We start from the raw sequence: 17,190 nt of genomic DNA on the forward strand, positions 1-17,190 counted from the left end.
CGCTGTGGCCGCGGCACCGCTGATGCGGACACCTCGGGCCGAATCTAGACTGGCCAAGGCGTGGAAAGTCCTGATTAGGGAGATGTACGCCATGGCCAAGCGAGGGAACAAGCGACGCGCCCGTAAGAAGAGGAAGGCCAATCACGGCAAGCGTCCCAACGCCTGAGCCGACCGAGCGCACGGAAGCCGGTTGGCAGTCGCCTGCGGCAACCGTGCTCGAGATGGCGAGGCTCGTGGGCCCCAGCTCCGCAGTCGAAACTGCGAGCAGCAGTACATATGATGACAAGAACGGCATTACGGAATCGTGATCCCCGTACCCTCGAACCTGTCGACGGGATGAGATAAGTACGGGCCGTAGTACACCGCCGAATCCTGGTAGCGGCAGGCCGCCACAGGGTGGCCGCCGCTCCGCCACCGACCGCATGCTGCGCACGTTGCTGCGCCGCCGCAAGAAGTCGCTCATCGCCGAGGACGTCACCGTCACCGACAGGCCAGAGGTGCGGCGAGCGGTCTCGGCCGCGGCGCTCGGCAACATGATGGAGTGGTTCGATTTCGGCGTTTACGCCTACATGGCGGCCACGCTGGGCAAGGTCTTCATCCCGGCCAGTTCCCCCGGCGTGCAGGTGATCTCGAGCTTCGCCACTTTGCCGCGGCATTCGTCGTGCGCCCCCAGGTCGGGCCGCTGGTGGCCAGGCGCCAGCAGCAGCGTTCGCTGGACTTCATCAGGATCGGCCAGGAGGAAGGCGCCAAGATCCTCACCGGCGGCGGGCGACCGGCCGGTCTGGAGCGGGGCTGGTACGTCGAGCAGACGCTCTTCGGCGGGGTCGACAACTCGATGCGCATCGCCCGCGAAGAGATCTTCGGGCCGGTGATCTGCCTGCTGCCGTACGGGGACGAGAGCGACGCGGCGAAGATCGCGAACGACTCCGACTACGGGCTCAGTGGCAGCGTCTGGACCGCGGACGTCGAGCGCGGCGTCGATTTCGCTCGGCGAGTCAGAACCGGGACATACAACGTCAATACTCTCAGCCCCGATATGCTCGGGCCGTTCGGTGGCTACAAGAACTCAGGCCTGGGGCGAGAGTTCGGGCCCGAGGGGTACGGCTCGTACCTGGAGCACAAGATGATCCATCTGCCGGCCGAGTACGGGAGTGAGTGATGGGTGACCGCTGGCACGTCGAGGTCGACCGGAGCGTGTGCATCGGCTCGGGCATGTGCGTGAGCCACGCCCCCGAGGGGTTCGCGCTGGACTCGGCGCGGCAGTCGCATCCGCAGACCGCCGACACCGATGCCAATGAGCAGATCCTGGCGGCGGCGGAGAACTGCCCGGTGGAGGCGATCGCGATCAGGCTGCTGGACGGCGGGGAGCCGGTCTTTCCGCCGGAGGACTAGGCGCCTGCGGCAGGCTTGTTGCCCTCCCCGCCCCCCTACGCCCTGGCGGGCGTGGGAGGTACCCCCATCCCGAAACCGGGGGCTTCGCCCCCGGACCCCCGGTCCTCAAGCCCGGACAGGCCGGACCTTCCGGCCCCTCCGGCGTTTGAGGAGCCGGATCAGGGGCGGAGCCCCGACGGGGTATGGGGCGGAGCCCCAGTCAGGTCGATGAGGCGGCACACCGTCTCGATGTCGATCTTCACCTGGGCGATCGACGCCCGGCCCGAGAGCCAGGTGATCAGCGCCGAGTGCCAGGTGTGCTCGATCACGCGGACCGCGGAGAGCTGCTCCGGCGTCGGATTCTCCAGACCCATCGCGTCCAGGATGATCGCCGTCGTCTGCCGGGACACCGTGTCCACCTCGGGGCTCACGCTGCGGTCCGCGAAGGTCAGCGCTCGCACCATCGCGTCCGCGAGATGCGGTTCCCGCTGCAGCGCGCGGAACGCCCGCATCAGCGTCTCGGCGACCCGCTCCGCCGCGCTGTCCCCGGCCGGGGGCCGCTTGCGCAGTGTCGTGTGCATGTGCTGGAGCTGGTCCTGCATGGTGGCGACCAGCAGATGGATCTTGGAGGGGAAGTAACGGTAGAGCGTGCCGAGCGCGACGGACGAGGACTCGGCAACCTCGCGCATCTGCACCGCGTCGAAGCCGCCCCGGCTGGCCAGCTGCGCACTGGCGTGCAGGATGCGACGCCGGCGCGCCTCCTGGCGTTCTGTCAGGGGCGGCGACGACGGCCCCGGAGACTTGGCTTCCGCTCTCATATGTCCCGTTCCACGCCCGAGTCCGGATCGCACAGCATGCAGCGTGCCAGTCGTGGCGCGAATCACCTGATCCGGCCCTCACAGCGGCGCTACCTGCCGGTAGATTCGAAGCTCCTTGAACGATCAAGTCTGTAACTTGTTCTAGATTAGCGCGAGCGGTTACGCTCCGGCGAAAACGCAGTGAGAAGGGGGCCGTGAGTGACCGCTGAGGCCATAGAGGTCGGCCCTCGGTCGGGCCTGTCCGGGGGGTCGTCCGGGCGCCCGTCCGGCGGTGACGATCCGCTGCGCATCGCGCTCCTCACCTATAAGGGCAACCCCTTCTGCGGCGGCCAGGGCGTCTATGTCCGGCACCTTTCGCGCGAGCTCGCCCGGCTCGGCCACAGCGTCGAGGTGATAGGCGCGCAGCCCTACCCCGTACTGGACGAAGGCGTGCCGCTCACCGAGCTGGGCAGCCTCGATCTTTACCGGAGTCCGGACCCGTTCCGTACGCCGAAGCCCGGCGAGTACCGCGACTGGATCGACGCAGTCGAGGTCGCGACGATGTGGACCGGCGGCTTCCCCGAACCGCTGACCTTCTCGCTGCGCGCCCGGCGTCATCTGGCGGCGCGGCGCGGGCAGTTCGACGTCATCCACGACAACCAGACGCTCGGGTACGGGCTGCTGGCCGACCTCGGCGCGCCGCTGGTCACCACCATCCACCACCCGATCACGGTCGACCGCCAGTTGGAGCTGGACGCCGCGGACAGCTGGCGGCGGCGGGCGTCGGTGCGGCGCTGGTACGGCTTCACGCGGATGCAGAAGCGGGTGGCCCGGCGGCTGCCGTCCGTGCTCACCGTCTCCGGCTCCTCGCAGCAGGAGATCGTGGACCACCTCGGGGTGCGGAGCGATCGCGTCCATGTCGTGCACATCGGGGCCGACACAGACCTGTGGTCGCCCGACCCGGCAGTCGCGGAGGTCCCCGGCCGGATCGTCACCACGTCCAGCGCGGACGTCCCGCTGAAGGGCCTCGTACACCTGGTCGAGGCACTGGCGAAGCTCCGTACGGACAACCCCGCCGCCCATCTCGTCGTCGTCGGCAAGCGCGCGGAGGACGGGCCGGTCGCGCAGCTCATCGAGCGTTACGGGCTCGAGGACTCCGTCGAGTTCGTCAAGGGCATCACGGACGTGGAACTGGTCGACCTGGCACGGAGCGCGCAGATCGCGTGTGTGCCGTCGCTGTACGAGGGCTTCTCGCTGCCGGCGGCGGAGGCGATGGCGACGGGGACGCCGCTCGTCGCCACGACCGGAGGTGCGATTCCGGAGGTGGCCGGGCCGGACGGGGAGACGTGCCTGGCGGTGCGGCCCGGTGATGCGGGGGCGCTGGCGGCTGCGTTGGGCCGGTTGCTCGGCGATCCCGAGCTGCGTGTACGGCTGGGGGCGGCGGGCCGGGAGCGGGTGCTGGCCCGGTTCACCTGGCGCCAGGCGGCGATCGGCACGGCGGAGCACTACCGCGAGGCGATCGCGTCCCGGCAGCCCTCGGCCCGCTCAGCGGCCCCGTCTCCCGGCCGCTCCGCGGCCACAGGAGTTGCCCGGTGACGCGGTGCGCCCAGGCCCCTTTCCGCTCCGCGGTCCCGCATCTCGGCCGCTCCGCGGCCCAACGTACTTCCTGGGCACGGTGCGTCCAGGGCGCTCGCCGCTCCGCGGCCACAGGAACTGGTTCCTCCGACCTCGAAGGCAGGCCGACCTCGTGCTGACCGTCGACTTCTCCCGCTTTCCGCTTGCCGCAGGCGACCGCGTGCTCGATCTCGGGTGTGGCGCCGGGCGGCACGCGTTCGAGTGTTACCGGCGCGGTGCGCAGGTCGTGGCGCTCGACCAGAACGGCGAGGAGATCCGCGAGGTCGCCAAGTGGTTCGCCGCGATGAAGGACGCCGGGGAGGCGCCCGAGGGCGCGACCGCCACCGCCATGGAGGGCGACGCCCTCAACCTCCCTTTCCCCGACGAGTCGTTCGACGTCGTGATCATCTCCGAGGTGATGGAGCACATCCCGGACGACAAGGGTGTGCTCGCCGAGATGGTGCGGGTCCTCCAGCCCGGCGGGCGCATCGCCGTCACCGTCCCCCGCTACGGCCCCGAGAAGATCTGCTGGGCGCTCAGCGACGCGTACCACGAGGTGGAGGGCGGCCACATCCGCATCTACAGGGCCGACGAGCTGCTCGGCAAGATGCGGGAGGCCGGGCTCAAGCCGTACGGCACGCACCACGCGCACGCGCTGCACTCGCCCTACTGGTGGCTCAAGTGCGCCTTCGGCGTGGACAACGACAAGGCCCTGCCGGTCAAGGCGTACCACCAGCTGCTCGTCTGGGACATCATGAAGAAGCCACTGGCCACCCGCCTCGCCGAGCAGGCGCTCAACCCGCTGATCGGCAAGAGCTTCGTGGCGTACGCGACCAAGCCGCATCTGCCTGCGGCGGCCGCCAAGTGACCTCTCCGGGCCGCACGGAGCACCTCGTCCTGCCCGGGGTGCTCACCGCGGAGGAAGCCGCCGAGACGGTGGCGGGGATACTCGCCGCGCAGCGCGCGGACGGGGCGATTCCGTGGTTCCGCGGGCACCACCTCGACCCGTGGGACCACACCGAGGCAGCCATGGCGCTGGACGCGGCGGGCGAGCACGAGGCCGCGGCTCGTGCGTACGAGTGGCTGGCGCGGCACCAGAACCGGGACGGGTCCTGGTACGCCGCGTACCACGACGGCGACGCGGACCGCCCCACCGACCGCGGCCGCGAGACGAACTTCTGCGCGTACATCGCCGTCGGCGTCTGGCACCACTTCCTCGCCACCGGCGACGAGATGTTCCTCGACCGGATGTGGCCGGCCGTGTTCGCCGCGATCGAGTTCGTACTGGAGCTGCAGCAGCCCGGCGGCCAGATCGGCTGGAAGCGGGAGGCGGACGGCACTGTGGTGAACGACGCGCTGCTCACCGGCAGTTCGTCGGTCCATCAGGCGCTGCGCTGCGCGCTGGCGATCGCCGAGGAGCGCGAAGAGCCACAGCCCGACTGGGAGTTGGCGGCGGGCGCGCTCGCGCACGCAATATGCAGGCACCCCGAGCGCTTCCTCGACAAGAGCCGCTACTCCATGGACTGGTACTACCCGATCCTCGGCGGCGCGCTGACAGGCGTGGAGGCCAAGGCCCGTATCGAGCAGAGCTGGGACGATTTCGTGGTCCCCGGCCTCGGGGTGCGGTGTGTGCTGCCCAACCCCTGGGTTACCGGCGGTGAGAGTTGTGAACTGGCCCTGGCCCTGTGGGTGATGGGCGAGTCCGACCGGGCGCTGGAGATCCTCCAGTCCGTCCAGCATCTGCGGGCCGACGGTGGCCTGTACTGGACGGGGTACGTCTTCGAGGGAAACCGGGCCATGTGGCCGGAGGAGCTCACCACCTGGACGGCGGGATCGCTGCTGCTTGCGGTGGCCGCCCTGGGGGGAGATGAGGCCACCACCGCGGTCTTCGGCGGTGAACGGCTGCCGAGCGGGCTGGCGCCCGACTGCTGTTGAGCCATTCCGGCCGGCGGCTTCGCAAGCTCCCATCGCGGGGTGGTGATAGCCCGCGGGCCGGGGGCGGAGAGCCTTTTCTGCTCCCGGTGGCTGGCCCGTATTCCATGATGCGGGCGGGCGAGACCTTCGGCCCTCTGTCGACGGCATATACGCGTCGCGGGGTCGAGGTTGTATGCCGCCGCTTCCCGCGCATCGGTCCTTGTCTCCCGCGGTGCGGGAAGGCTGGACGATCAACGTGTGGCATTTCGTAGTGCTCATCGTGTGCGCTGTGGTGATCTATCTCTCCTGCGAGTGGTTCGTCAACGCGGTGGAATGGCTGGGCCGGCGGCTGAACGTCGGGAAGATGGCGGTGGGCAGCATCCTCGCCGCCTTCGGCACGGCGCTGCCGGAGTCCGTGGTGACCTTGGTGGCGGTGACCACCGGCGCCACCCCAGAAGCCAAACCTCGATCGGCTCCGCCCGCAGACCACCACGACCTGGAGGACGGACGGTGCGCTACCGCGGGTTGGGGGGCAGCGGGGTGTCCGTGTCAGAGATCGTCCAGGGTCAGTGAGGGGAAGGCCGATGAGACTCTGCTTTCTGGTGGAGGAGCACTACCGGTACGACGGCATGCCCGTTGAGGTGATCCGCCAGCTCACCGCCTGGGGGCACCGGGTGGATGTGCTGCGGCCGGGCAGCTCGCTGGTGCGAGTGTCCGAGGAGGTTCGGGCGGGGACCCACGACGCCTGGGTGCTCAAGACGGTGTCGGGTGGGCCGGGGCTGACGCTGCTGGAGGCCGCGGCGGCGGTCGGGCTGATGACGGTCAATGACGCGCGGTCGATCCGCGGGGTGCGGGACAAGGCACTGGCGGCGGTGATCGGGCGCAGCCGGGGGCTTCCGGTGCCACTGACGTACGTGGCGGCACGTCCGGAGGCACTGGCGGAGATACCGGAGGCGGAGTTTCCGCTGGTGGTCAAGCCCGCAGACGGGAGCTCCGGGCGGGCGGTGCGGCTGGTGCCGTCGCCGGACCGGCTGGCCGCGATGGGGACCGAGCTGGCCGGGGAAGGGATGCTGATCGCCCAGCCGTATGTGCCGAACTCGGGGGTCGACCTCAAGGTGTACTGCGTCGGCGGTGAACTGTATGCGACCGAGCGGTGTTCGCCGCTCCACCCGGACCGGCCGGTGGACGAGCGGCGTGTGCCGCTTTCCGCCGAGGTGGCCGGGATAGTCGCCGAGGTCGGGACGGTGTACGGGCTGGATCTGTACGGGGTTGACGTGCTGCTGGGGCCGGACGGTCCGGTGATCGTCGACGTGAACGACTTTCCGAGTTTCCGGCAGGTGCCGGACGCGGCGGTACGGGTGGCGCGGGCCGTGCTGGAGTTGGCGCGTACGGGCAGGACCGGGCCGGGCGCGGCGGCCGTCGCCCCCCTCCCGGAGCCGGTGCGGGTGCCGGCGCAGATTTCCGCGGCGACGGGCGGGGGCAGATGAGGATCTGCCTGATCACACCCGAGCCCGATCACCCGCTGCTGGCTGCCACCGCCGCCCTGTTGACACCCCGTCACCAGGTCGAGTCGGTGGATCCGGGCGCGCGGAGCGATGCGCCGCAGGAGCTGGTCGCCCCCGGTGCTCTCGCCGATGTCTATCTGCTGAAGGCGCGGACGCCGCGCGCGCTGGCCCTGGGCCGGTTCCTGGAGGAGCGCGGCGCTCCGGTGCTGAACTCGGCGGCGGCGACCGGGCTGTGCCAGGACCGGACGGCGATGGCCGAGCTGGCGCGGGGCGCCGGGTTGCCGTTCGCGGTCACCCGGACCGTCACCACACTCGCGCGGCTCGCGGCAGAAGGGGCGAGGTTCGCGTATCCGGTGGTGGTCAAGAGCCGGCACAGTCGGCGGCACGACCTCGTGGCCCGGATCGACGGCGCCGTACAACTGCGCGCCCTGGGCGCCGCCTGGCCGGACGAGTCGGTGGTGGTGCAGGAGTTCACCGCGAACAGCGGCTGGGACTACAAGCTGTGGGTGATCGATGGCGAGGTCTTCGCCGCCCTGCGCCGATCCGAACTGCTGGAGGCCGGCCGCGGTCCGACGCTGCCTCTCGCGCTCGGCGACCTGCCGGACGGCTGGCTGGATCTGGTGCGCCGGGTCGGCTCGGTCTTCGCGCTGGACGTGTACGGCGTGGACGTGATCGACGCGGGCAACGGTGCCCCGCTGATCGTGGACATCAACGCCTTTCCTGGGATACGCGGCCAGGCGGGCGCCCCGGAGGCACTGGCGGCGCTGGCGCTGCAGGCGGCCGAACGGGCTGCCGTCGCTTCTCAGTCGGGCGTGGGCCGGTCGAGGTGACGACGGGGAACCGCCCGGCGCTGAAGGTCTCCGCACTCGCGGAAACCGGCGAGCGGGTGGGCCGCTTCACCATCACGCGCTGACGCGCCGACCACCTCCGATGGTGACCGGTGTGAGTCAGCGGCCGGTCGAGCCGCCGTCGTCCCTGCGGTCGAGAGCACGCTGCAGGGCGGCGGAGGCTTTCTTGCGGTCGGACTCGCTCGTACGAGGAGTGTGACGGACGCGGCGGCGGACAGTCGTCTCGGTCATGATGATCGACTCCTCGAGATGGCTGACCCACGCGGCCGGACCCGCATGATGCGTCTGCGAGGCGCCGGAAGGGCCGCAGGGATTGCCCGCTTGGGGGCGCGGGCCCGCGACCGCCATTGGCCGGATGGAGCGCGTTCGGCTCATTCCAAGCCCAGTTAGTGGCGGCGCAGGCGGCCTGCCACCGCGTGGCCGACGAAGAGGTACACCACGGCGGCGAGGCCGTAGCCGGCTACGACGCGGGCCCATGCCTCGTCGAAGGTGAACAGGTCGTAGGACCAGCCGGCGAGCCAGCGGGCGGCATCCTGGACGAAGCCCACCAGGTCGTTGGCGCGGTTGGCGTCCAGCAGATACATCAGAATCCAGAGGCCGATGATGACGGCCATGACATCGGCAACGATCGTGACGACCGTCGCGGCCTGATTCGTTCCCTTGCGTTGACTGAGGCTCATACGCTTCGGGTTGCCGCTTGTGAGCCTGTGAAACCCATTCGGTTCCGACCGAGGGCTGAGTCTCTGAGCCCTTGAGCCTTTTGAATCTACGACGAGTTGAGCTCGGCCAGGACCCGGAGGGTGTGCGGGTCCGGGGCGGTCACCAGCAGGTCGGTGACCGGGCCCTTGCGCCACAGCTCCAGGCGTTCGACGATCCGCTGCCGCGGCGGAGTCGTAGCCGAGCCGTTCGGCCTCGCGGGCGAGATCCAGATGGCCGGGGTCGGGGCCCCGGCCACCAGTAGCCGAGAGCAAGGCCGAGTCGCATACCGGGTCCTCTCCAGCCGTACATTTCTGACGGGGCGTCAGGGTACGGCAACGGCCCCGCGCCCGGAAGGGCGAGGGGCCGCTGAACGGACCGGGTGCGTCAGCCGCTTGCGTCAGCCGCGCTGGATGCCCGAGGTGTCCTGCAGGACGCCACGGCGGCCGTCCTGCGTCTGGGCGATGAGGCCAGGACCGCGCTGCTCGACCGCGAGGTACCAGGTGCCCGGCGCGAGTTCGGCGATCGGAGTCGGTGAACCGTCCTCGCCGTACAGCGGGCGGGCCACCGGAACCGCGAACCAGAACGGCGTGAAGTCGGCGGGGCCGCCGGCCTGCTGCGGCCCGGCCGGGGCCTGCTGCTGATGACCCGGCTGCGGCTGGGCGACGTACGGCTGGGGCTGACCCGGCTGAGGATGACCCGGCTGTACGTTGTAGGGCTGCTGCTGGGCGCCCGGGTAGCCGTAGCCGCCGGGGGGGTGGGGAAGCATGCCGGACGGCAGCGGGCCGGCCGGCCGCGGGGCGCCGATGAGCGGGGCCTTGAAGACGGGCACGATCAGGGAGCAGATGGCGCCGGCCGCGAGGACGAGCGCCGCGATGAAGCCGAGGATCAGGCCGGTGCCGGCGTCGACGCTGCTGCTGCCGATGTCCAGGGAGCCCGCCGGGTCGAAGATCGCGCCGAGCGCGCTCCACGCGGTGAAGACCGTCAGGGCGACGCCGAGCTGGCCGAGGTCGAGCCCGATGACCTTCGGCGGCTGCGGCAGCGCGCGGGAGATGACGACCAGCGCCGCACCGATGATGCCGGCCAGGTAGACACCCAGGAGCAGGGAACCGTTGTCCCAGGCGGTCGGCACGTTGCCGCAGTTGCTGCCGGAGCAGCCGAACGTGTCGAGGAACGAGGCGATGAACAGCAACACCGCTGCTCCGATCACCACGCCATCGCCTCGAGTGAGGGAGCGGATGTTCACGTAAAAAATCCTTCGTCGGTCGTCTCATCGGGGCGGTCGTCGCTGCCGCCGGTTCGGCGGTGTGCACGCGCGGAGCTCGGGGGTGACTCCCCATCGTAGAGATGAATCTATCGTCTGCCCGATCCCGCCGTCTGCCGGGTATCGCACTGTTACCTCTGGAGGTAACTGCCGATGCCGTCCGCGATTCCCTGCGCCGCCTTCTGCCGCCAGCTCGAACTCTTCAGCAGGGCGGCGTCTTTCGAATCACGCATATTGCCGCATTCGATGAACACTTTGGGGACGGTGGACAGGTTCAGGCCGCCGAGATCATTGCGTACGTCCAATCCGGTGCCGCCGCCGACGTAGTTGGAGGGGGCGCTGCCGGTCGCGCGTACGAACTTTCCGGCGATCCGCTCGCCGAGGTCGCGGGACGGGGCGACGATCTTCGCGGTGTCCGCCGCACCCCCCTTGACCAGGGCGGGAAGGATGACGTGGAAGCCGCGGTTGCCGGCGGCCGAGCCGTCCGCGTGCACGGAGACGACCGCGTCCGCCTCGGCCTTGTTGCCGATCCGCGCCCGTTCATCCACACAGGGACCGAAGGGGCGATCGTTGGTGTGGGTGAATTTGACCGTTGCACCCTGCTTTTCGAGCAGCGTGCGAAGGCGTTGTGAAACATCGAAGGTGAATTCGGCTTCGGTGTAGCCGTCGTTGGTTGCCGTGCCCGTCGTGTCGCATTCCTTGCGATTGGTGCCGATATCCACGAGTTTATTGATTTCGCTCGTGTGCCGGAAGTTTTCGGGATTGTGCCCCGGGTCGACGACCACGGTCTTGCCGGCCAGTGGCCCCGACGCGCTCCCCTTCGAGGGCGTGAACGAGGCGGCGGGGGAGGATGCGGGCGGGGGAGGCGATGGGGCCGGTCCCGGCTTGCCCGCGGTGGTCTGCCGGCTCGGCAGTGGCAGCACCTTCGGCGGCTGGTTGTCCTCCGGGCCGCTCATCGCCTTCCAGAACAGCCACCCCGCCAGGGCGGTCGGCACCAGCGCCGCGATCGCGATGGTCACATTGCCGCGGCCGATGCGGCGCGGACGGGTGGGGGGCTGGTTCTCGTCGTACGACACCCTCGCGATGCTAGCGCGGCGGCTCAGACCCCCGGTCCTGTACGCCGCAGGACGCGCAGCGAGTCGGTCACCGAGATCTCGCTGAACGCGCCGGACGCGAGCGCCCGGAGGTAGACGCGGTACGGGGCCTGGCCGCCGTCGGCCGGGTCGGGGAAGACGTCGTGGATCACCAGCAGGCCACCCTCGGCGACATGCAGGGCCCAGCCCTCGTAGTCGCCACCCGCGTGCTCGTCGGTGTGGCCGCCGTCGATGAACACCAGGCCGAGCGGCCGTCCCCAGACTGCGGCCACCTGCGGGGAGCGGCCGACGACGGCGATGACGTGGTCCTCCAGGCCGGCCTTGAAGAGGGTGCGGCGGAAGGCCGGCAGGGTGTCCATCCGGCCCACCTCCGGGTCGACCACCGCCGGGTCGTGGTACTCCCAGCCCGGCTGCTGCTCCTCGCTGCCCCGGTGGTGGTCGACCGTGACGGCGATCGTGCCCGCCTCGCGGGCGGCGTCGGCGAGCAGAATGGTCGAGCGCCCGCAGTACGTGCCGACCTCGAGCAGCGGCAGCCCGAGCGCGCCCGCCTCCGCCGCCGCCGCGTACAGGGCGAGCCCTTCCCGTACGGGCATGAAGCCCTTGGCGGCCTCGAAGGCGGCGAGGGTCTCCGGCTTGGGGGCGGCGGCCATGGGTTCCTCCAGGTCGTACGTGTGTCCGGGGCGCCCATCGTGCCGTACGCCCCGTAGGCGTTGAACAGGAACCCCGCTACCTGACCTACCGTCAGTGCGGGGCCGGGCGGCCCGGCTACTGGGACGGCGCGGCAGGGCAGGGCCTCCTCGGCGTGCATGGGCTCGGCGGGGCGGCCGTCGTCACGCTGCTGCGAAGGTCCTGGGTTCACGGGCTCCTGGCCCGTACATCGATATCCGGATGTACGGGCCGCACGGCGGCTGAGACCATGACCGTCATGGTTCACGCCCCTGACGGTCAAGGCACCGCAGAGCCCGCCGCACAGACAGCGATATCCACCCGCGTCTCCCGCCCGACGCGAACCTGGGCGGTGATCCTCGCCGCGTGCGCCGGCCAGTTCCTCGTCGTCCTCGATGTGTCCGTGGTCAATGTCGCGCTCCCCTCGATGCGCGCCGACCTCGGGCTCTCCACGACCGGCCTGCAATGGGTACTCAACGCCTACTCCATCGCCTTCGCCGGCTTCATGCTGCTCGGCGGGCGGGCCGCGGACATCTTCGGCCGCAAGCTGATGTTCCTCCTCGGGCTCGGCCTGTTCACCGCCGCGTCCGTAGCCGGCGGGCTCGCGCAGGAGGGCTGGCAGTTGCTCGCCGCCCGCGCCGTACAGGGCCTCGGCGCGGCCGTGCTCGCGCCCGCGACCCTCACCATCGTGACCTCGGCCGTACCGCGGGGCCCCGCGCGGACCCGGGCGATCGGCACCTGGGCGGCGGTGGGCGCCGCGGGCGGTGCGGCCGGCGGACTCGTCGGGGGCGTCCTCACCGATCTGCTGTCCTGGCGCTGGGTTCTCCTGATCAATGTGCCGGTGGGCGCGCTCGTGCTGGTGGGCGCGGCGATCTGGCTCACCGAGAGCAGGGCGGGCGACCGTGGCAGGCTCGACCTGCCCGGCGCGGTGCTTGTCACGGGCGGCCTCGCGGCGGTCGCGTACGGCGTCGTGCAGACCGAGGAGTCGGGCTGGACCGCGCCCGGCACGCTGCTGCCGCTGCTCGGCGGTCTTGCACTGCTCGGGCTGTTCGTGGCGGTGGAGGCCACCGCCGGGGCTCCGCTGATGCCGCTGAAGGTGTTCCGGTCCCGCGCGGTCACCGCCGCGAACGTGGCCATGTTCACCTCCGGCTCGGCCTCCTTCGCCATGTGGTTCTTCATGACGGTGTACGCACAAAACGTGCTGGGCTACACGCCGTTGCAGGCGGGCCTGGCGCTCATTCCCAGCTCCGTGAGCGTTATCGCCGGCTCGAAGATCGCACCCCGCCTGATGGCAAGAGCCGGCGCCAGGAACGTCGCCGTCATCGGCGCCCTGGTCGCCGCGACCGGGTTCGGCTGGCAGTCCACAATGACCGCCGAGGGCACCTACCTCACCACGATCCTCGGCCCCGGCATCCTGATGATGGCCGGCGCCGGACTGGCCATCACCCCGCTCGCCTCGCTCGCCACCTCGGGCGCTGCGCCGGGCGACGCGGGCCTCGTATCGGGACTGATCAACACCTCCCGCACGATGGGCGGCGCGCTCGGCCTCGCCGTCCTCTCGACGGTCGCGGCCGCTCGCACGGCGGGCGCCACCAACCCGGAGGCGCTGACGGCCGGTTACGCCCTGGCGTTCCGTACGGGCGCGGGGGTGCTGCTCGCCGGCGCGGTGATGACGCTGTTCTGGCTGCCGCGCCGGGCGGAGCCGTAAGCCGTCTGCCGGGCACGTCTGCCGACCACGCTTGCCTGCTACGTCTGCCGGCCACGGCCGTTACAGCCACCCCTGCTGACGCGCCGCCCGCACCGCCTCCATGCGGTTGCGCGTGCCCGTCTTGCCGATCGCCGACGACAGATAGTTCCGTACGGTCGACTCGGACAGATGCAGCGCGGCCGCGATGTCGGAGACCGTCGCGCCGTCCACCGCGGCGTTCAGCACATCCCGCTCCCGCGCGGTGAGCGGACTCGGCCCCGCGCTCAGTGCGGCGGCGGCGAGCGCCGGGTCGATCACGGTCTCGCCCGTCAACACCCGCCGGATCGCCACCGCCAGCTCCTCCACCGGCCCGTCCTTGACCAGAAACCCCGCGGCCCCGGCCTCCATCGCCCGCCGCAGATACCCGGGCCGCCCGAAGGTCGTCAGGATCAACACCCGGCAGTCGGGCACCTCGTCCCGCAAGTCGGCGGCCGCGTCGAGCCCACTGCGGCCGGGAAGTTCGATGTCCAGCAGGGCCACATCGGGCCGTGAGGTGAGCGCCGCATCAACGATGGCATCGCCCCTGCCGACCTGGGCGACCACCTCAATGTCCGCCTCGAGGCCGAGCAGCAGCGCGAGCGCGCCGCGCATCATGCCCTGGTCCTCGGCGAGAAGGACACGTACGGACTTGGCGGGCCGGTGGTCACGGGGCATCTCTTCCACGGGCCAAGGGTATGGCGACCGGTCCCACCTGCGGGTGAGCAGGTCATTCGGTGAGCGCGGACCGCGCGGCCCGGGTCAGGTCCGCCGACTTCACCGAGTCCACCGGGAGTTGTGCGCTCACCCGGAAGCCGCCGCGGGCCGACCGTCCCGCGTCCAGGGAGCCGCCCGCCGCCGCGAGGCGCTCCGTCAGGCCCTTCAGGCCTGTGCCGTACGGGGCCGGGGCGGCGTCGGCTGCGGGGGCACCGCGGCCGTCGTCGGTGATCGTCAGGCGGACCCGTTCCGCGGTGCCCTCGACCGCGATCTCGCAGTTCGTCGCGCCACTGTGGCGTACGGCATTGGTTACCGCCTCCCTGACCACCCACCCCAGCAGGGCAGCCGTCTGCGGCTCCAGCGGGGGGCCCGACTGGCGGACGACGGGCTCGATACCGGCGGCGGTGAGCGCCGAGCGCGCCCGGTCGAGTTCGGTGGCGAGGTTGCCCTCGCGGTAGCCCGTCACCGCTTCCCGGATCTCGGTCAGGGCCTGGCGGCCCACCGACTCGATATCGGTGATCTGGGCCAGCGCGGCGTCCATGTCGCGCGGGGCGAGGCGGCGGGCGGCCTCCGACTTGACCACGATGACCGAGAGGGTGTGGCCGAGCAGATCGTGCAGGTCGCGGGAGAAGCGCAGCCGCTCCTTCTCCACCGCCGTACGGGCCAGCTCCTCGCGCGTCGTGCGCAGTTCCTTGACGGTCTCGGACAGGGCGAGGATCGCGGCGGTCACCATGCAGGAGATGAACGTGCCGTACGCGACATTGACGGCACCCCAGCCGTCCCGCAGCCCTGCGATGACGCCGGCCAGGGCGCTCAGTCCGAGCCCGATCGGGCCGAGCCACCTGCCCCGCACGATCGATCCGGTGGCCAGGCCGAGCAGCATGAAGAAGAGCAGCCAGCTGCCGCCGTATGCGATGGCGAGTCCGCAGGTGATCACGGCCAGCGCGACCAGCGCCCGGCGGGTGGAGGCGGCCTCCCGCGCTTTCTTGTCGAAGGCGCGGAACACCACGTGGATATAGAGGGAGTTGAAGGCCAGCAGGCCTGTCCCGCCGATCCAGGGATTGGGGGTCTTGCCCTGGAGGAGGTTGGAGAAGGCGCCCATGCCCATCAGCAGCCAGGGCAGCAGGGCGAAGCCGTTGGGCGGGCCCATCTGTTCGGGGCCGGTCTTCCCTACCCTCTTCTGCTCCCGCCACCTGGCCTTCTGTATTTCCCAGTCGGCCTTCCACGCGCCCATCGGCCTGATGTGCTGTTCGATCTTCCAGCGCATGGTCGCTCGCTCCCGTTACGCGGTCCGCGCGGCGCGGCGGTACGAGACCACAGCGTACGAGCCGAAGATCCCCAGCCAGCCCAGCACCACCGCGACGGTGGTGAGCCCGGGGGCGGCACCATGTGTGACCGACCAGCCGAGGTCGGCGAACCGGTTGGCCGGCGTGAACCGGGAGACCGAGCGCAGCCAGTCGGGGAAGGCGTCGATGGGAAACCACAGCCCGCCGACCACCGCGAGACCCATCAACGTAGCCACATTCACCACGCCCGTGGCCTGGGCGGTGAGCCGGTAACCGTTGCCGATTCCGAGCAGGGTGAAGGGGGTCGCGCCCGCCCAGAGCAGCAGGGTGAGCGCCGCCCACTGCCAGAGGTCCAGCCGTACGCCGTTGACCAGCCCGCCCGCGACGAGAACGGAGAGGATCGCGGGGAGCACGGTCACAGAGCCGGTCAGCGCGCGGCCCACCACCACCTGGCGCGGGCTCATCGGGGTGATCCGCAACTGCCGCAGCCAGCCCAGCGTTTTGTCCTCGGCGATCCCGGTGCCCACGCTCATCGCCGCGCCGAGCGCGCCGTACGCAGCCATGCCCACCATGGACATGGCCTTCCAGCCGTCCGCCTGGCCGGCTCCGCCGATATTGGTGAACAGCAGATACATCAGTACGGGCATCCCGGCGCTGAAGATGACGAAGCCGGGGTCGCGCAGGGTCCGGCGCGTTTCGAGCTTGACGTATTCGGCGATGTTCGACATCACACGGTCTCCTTGGCGCGGTCACGATCGTCTGTCAGGGCGAGGAAGGCGTCCTCGAGCGTCGCTGGGGCGACTTCGAGGCAGCGAATGGCGCCGAGTCCGGCGAGCGCGACGACCGTGGCGTCGGAGTCGGCCGTACGCAGCCGGGCCCGGTCCCCGCGGATCTCGACCGAGACGACGCCGGGGAGCAGGCCGAGATCCTCCGTACCCCGTCCCGCCAGGTCGAAGGCGACGAGGCTGCTGCCGGCCGACCGCTTGATCCGCTCGCCGCTGCCGTCGGCCACGATCCGGCCGTGGTCGAGGACGACGATGCGGTCGGCGTTGCCGTCGGCCTCCTCCAGATAGTGGGTGGAGAACAGCACGGTGTTGCCGCGCGAGGCGTACGCCCGCATCGACTTCCAAAAGGCGTGCCGCGCCTCGACGTCCAGCGCCGCGGTCGGCTCGTCGAGGACGATCAACTCCGGGTTGCCGGCCAGCGCGACGGCGAAGCGGACGCGCTGGACCTGGCCGCCGGAGAGCCTGTCGGCACGGCGGTCCGCCAGTGCGGTGAGCCCGGCCAGCTCCAGTGCCTCGGCGACGGGCAGCGGCTTCGGGTAGGTGCGGGCCACGAAGGTGACCAGTTCGCGCACGGTCACCCGGGGGATCGGGCGGCCGTCCTGGAGCATCGCGCCGACGAGACCGGCGGCGACGGCCTGCCCGGGGGCGCGGCCGAAGATCCGGACCCGGCCGGCGTCGGGGTCGTTCAGGCCGAGCATCAGGCTGATGGCGGTGGACTTGCCCGCGCCGTTGCGGCCCAGCAGAGCGACCGTCTCGCCGCGCCGGATGCCGAGGTCTATGCCGTCGACGGCATGTACCGCGCCGAAGGCCTTGGCCGCCCCGGCGAAGCTCACCGCCGCAGTCCCACTCTCAGTTGTCTGCGTCATATCGACGACGCTACGGAGCGGGCACAGGGCTCCGGAAGATGCGC

At 70.8% G+C, this 17,190-nt stretch carries 19 protein-coding genes and 2 pseudogenes; 10 read left to right on the forward strand and 11 right to left on the reverse strand.

Annotation, left to right across the window (positions count from 1 at the left end; genetic code table 11):
* The first annotated feature begins 91 nt into the window (after positions 1 to 91).
* From ACWDO5_RS11695 to ACWDO5_RS11705, 3 genes and pseudogenes are all read left to right on the forward strand, one after another.
* Positions 92 to 166, forward strand: a complete 75-nt coding sequence (locus ACWDO5_RS11695; RefSeq protein ID WP_383804791.1) for a 50S ribosomal protein bL37 — start codon at positions 92 to 94, stop codon at positions 164 to 166.
* A 504-nt stretch (positions 167 to 670) separates the two neighbouring features.
* A pseudogene (locus ACWDO5_RS11700) lies at positions 671 to 1,159 on the forward strand (aldehyde dehydrogenase family protein); the annotation flags it as partial.
* Positions 1,159 to 1,392: a ferredoxin gene (locus tag ACWDO5_RS11705; RefSeq protein WP_450530139.1), complete on the forward strand. Its 234-nt coding sequence runs from the start codon at positions 1,159 to 1,161 to the stop codon at positions 1,390 to 1,392. The pseudogene ACWDO5_RS11700 and the gene ACWDO5_RS11705, both read left to right, overlap by 1 nt.
* Before the next feature lie 158 nt (positions 1,393 to 1,550).
* Here the strand turns inward: ACWDO5_RS11705 and ACWDO5_RS11710 are convergent, their stop codons facing one another.
* Entirely contained in the window at positions 1,551 to 2,189 is a 639-nt protein-coding gene (locus ACWDO5_RS11710) for a TetR family transcriptional regulator (protein WP_450530140.1), read from the reverse strand.
* Positions 2,190 to 2,387: 198 nt separating this feature from the next.
* On the opposite strand from ACWDO5_RS11710, the gene ACWDO5_RS11715 reads away from it, so the two are divergent.
* The 6 genes from ACWDO5_RS11715 to ACWDO5_RS11740 all read left to right on the forward strand — a co-directional run bounded on the left by ACWDO5_RS11715 (position 2,388) and on the right by ACWDO5_RS11740 (position 8,031).
* Positions 2,388 to 3,764 (forward strand): glycosyltransferase family 4 protein, encoded by a 1,377-nt coding sequence (locus ACWDO5_RS11715; protein ID WP_450530141.1) that lies wholly within the window; start codon positions 2,388 to 2,390, stop codon positions 3,762 to 3,764.
* Between the two features lie 151 nt (positions 3,765 to 3,915).
* Positions 3,916 to 4,650, forward strand: a complete 735-nt coding sequence (locus ACWDO5_RS11720) for a class I SAM-dependent methyltransferase (RefSeq protein WP_450530142.1) — start codon at positions 3,916 to 3,918, stop codon at positions 4,648 to 4,650.
* Positions 4,647 to 5,717 carry a prenyltransferase gene (locus tag ACWDO5_RS11725; RefSeq protein WP_450530143.1) on the forward strand — a complete coding sequence of 357 codons (1,071 nt, stop codon included), beginning with the start codon at positions 4,647 to 4,649 and terminating at the stop codon, positions 5,715 to 5,717. The genes ACWDO5_RS11720 and ACWDO5_RS11725 overlap by 4 nt, the downstream gene beginning before the upstream one ends.
* A gap of 172 nt (positions 5,718 to 5,889) precedes the next feature.
* Positions 5,890 to 6,336, forward strand: a complete 447-nt coding sequence (locus tag ACWDO5_RS11730) for a hypothetical protein (protein WP_450530144.1) — start codon at positions 5,890 to 5,892, stop codon at positions 6,334 to 6,336.
* Positions 6,281 to 7,183 (forward strand): ATP-grasp domain-containing protein, encoded by a 903-nt coding sequence (locus ACWDO5_RS11735; protein WP_450530145.1) that lies wholly within the window; start codon positions 6,281 to 6,283, stop codon positions 7,181 to 7,183. Before ACWDO5_RS11730 ends, ACWDO5_RS11735 begins: the two co-directional genes overlap by 56 nt.
* The gene (locus tag ACWDO5_RS11740; RefSeq protein WP_450530146.1) at positions 7,180 to 8,031 is read left to right on the forward strand and encodes an ATP-grasp domain-containing protein; all 852 of its coding nucleotides are present in this window, start codon (positions 7,180 to 7,182) and stop codon (positions 8,029 to 8,031) included. The genes ACWDO5_RS11735 and ACWDO5_RS11740 overlap by 4 nt, the downstream gene beginning before the upstream one ends.
* A gap of 117 nt (positions 8,032 to 8,148) precedes the next feature.
* Here the strand turns inward: ACWDO5_RS11740 and ACWDO5_RS11745 are convergent, their stop codons facing one another.
* The 6 genes and pseudogenes from ACWDO5_RS11745 to ACWDO5_RS11770 form a co-directional block, all read right to left on the reverse strand.
* The gene (locus ACWDO5_RS11745; protein WP_450530147.1) at positions 8,149 to 8,280 is read right to left on the reverse strand and encodes a hypothetical protein; all 132 of its coding nucleotides are present in this window, start codon (positions 8,278 to 8,280) and stop codon (positions 8,149 to 8,151) included.
* Positions 8,281 to 8,435: 155 nt separating this feature from the next.
* On the reverse strand, positions 8,436 to 8,729 hold the full coding sequence (locus ACWDO5_RS11750; RefSeq protein WP_307663779.1) for a hypothetical protein: 294 nt from the start codon (positions 8,727 to 8,729) through the stop codon (positions 8,436 to 8,438).
* Between the two features lie 86 nt (positions 8,730 to 8,815).
* Positions 8,816 to 8,935: pseudogene (locus tag ACWDO5_RS11755) on the reverse strand (LLM class F420-dependent oxidoreductase); the annotation flags it as partial.
* Between the two features lie 210 nt (positions 8,936 to 9,145).
* The gene (locus ACWDO5_RS11760) at positions 9,146 to 9,991 is read right to left on the reverse strand and encodes a hypothetical protein (protein ID WP_450530148.1); all 846 of its coding nucleotides are present in this window, start codon (positions 9,989 to 9,991) and stop codon (positions 9,146 to 9,148) included.
* A gap of 149 nt (positions 9,992 to 10,140) precedes the next feature.
* The gene (locus ACWDO5_RS11765; RefSeq protein ID WP_450530149.1) at positions 10,141 to 11,085 is read right to left on the reverse strand and encodes an N-acetylmuramoyl-L-alanine amidase; all 945 of its coding nucleotides are present in this window, start codon (positions 11,083 to 11,085) and stop codon (positions 10,141 to 10,143) included.
* Positions 11,086 to 11,108: 23 nt separating this feature from the next.
* Complete coding sequence (locus ACWDO5_RS11770; RefSeq protein WP_450530150.1) at positions 11,109 to 11,753, reverse strand: class I SAM-dependent methyltransferase; 645 nt, start codon at positions 11,751 to 11,753, stop codon at positions 11,109 to 11,111.
* A gap of 266 nt (positions 11,754 to 12,019) precedes the next feature.
* Between ACWDO5_RS11770 and ACWDO5_RS11775 the strand changes: the two genes are divergently transcribed.
* Positions 12,020 to 13,477, forward strand: coding sequence for an MFS transporter (locus tag ACWDO5_RS11775; protein WP_450530151.1), 1,458 nt, complete (start codon positions 12,020 to 12,022; stop codon positions 13,475 to 13,477).
* A 60-nt stretch (positions 13,478 to 13,537) separates the two neighbouring features.
* On the opposite strand, the gene ACWDO5_RS11780 is transcribed toward ACWDO5_RS11775, so the two are convergent.
* From ACWDO5_RS11780 to ACWDO5_RS11795, 4 genes are read right to left on the reverse strand one after another with little or no spacing between them, the layout of a single operon-like run.
* On the reverse strand, positions 13,538 to 14,170 hold the full coding sequence (locus ACWDO5_RS11780) for a response regulator (protein WP_450530181.1): 633 nt from the start codon (positions 14,168 to 14,170) through the stop codon (positions 13,538 to 13,540).
* 52 nt (positions 14,171 to 14,222) lie between these two features.
* Positions 14,223 to 15,476: a sensor histidine kinase gene (locus tag ACWDO5_RS11785; RefSeq protein WP_450530152.1), complete on the reverse strand. Its 1,254-nt coding sequence runs from the start codon at positions 15,474 to 15,476 to the stop codon at positions 14,223 to 14,225.
* A gap of 15 nt (positions 15,477 to 15,491) precedes the next feature.
* A complete protein-coding gene (locus ACWDO5_RS11790; RefSeq protein ID WP_450530153.1) occupies positions 15,492 to 16,223 on the reverse strand; it encodes an ABC transporter permease in 732 nt (243 codons plus the stop codon).
* Positions 16,223 to 17,146, reverse strand: a complete 924-nt coding sequence (locus tag ACWDO5_RS11795; protein WP_450530154.1) for an ABC transporter ATP-binding protein — start codon at positions 17,144 to 17,146, stop codon at positions 16,223 to 16,225. Before ACWDO5_RS11795 ends, ACWDO5_RS11790 begins: the two co-directional genes overlap by 1 nt.
* Between the last annotated feature and the right edge of the window lie 44 nt (positions 17,147 to 17,190).

This window comes from Streptomyces sp. NPDC000880, from assembly GCF_053599675.1.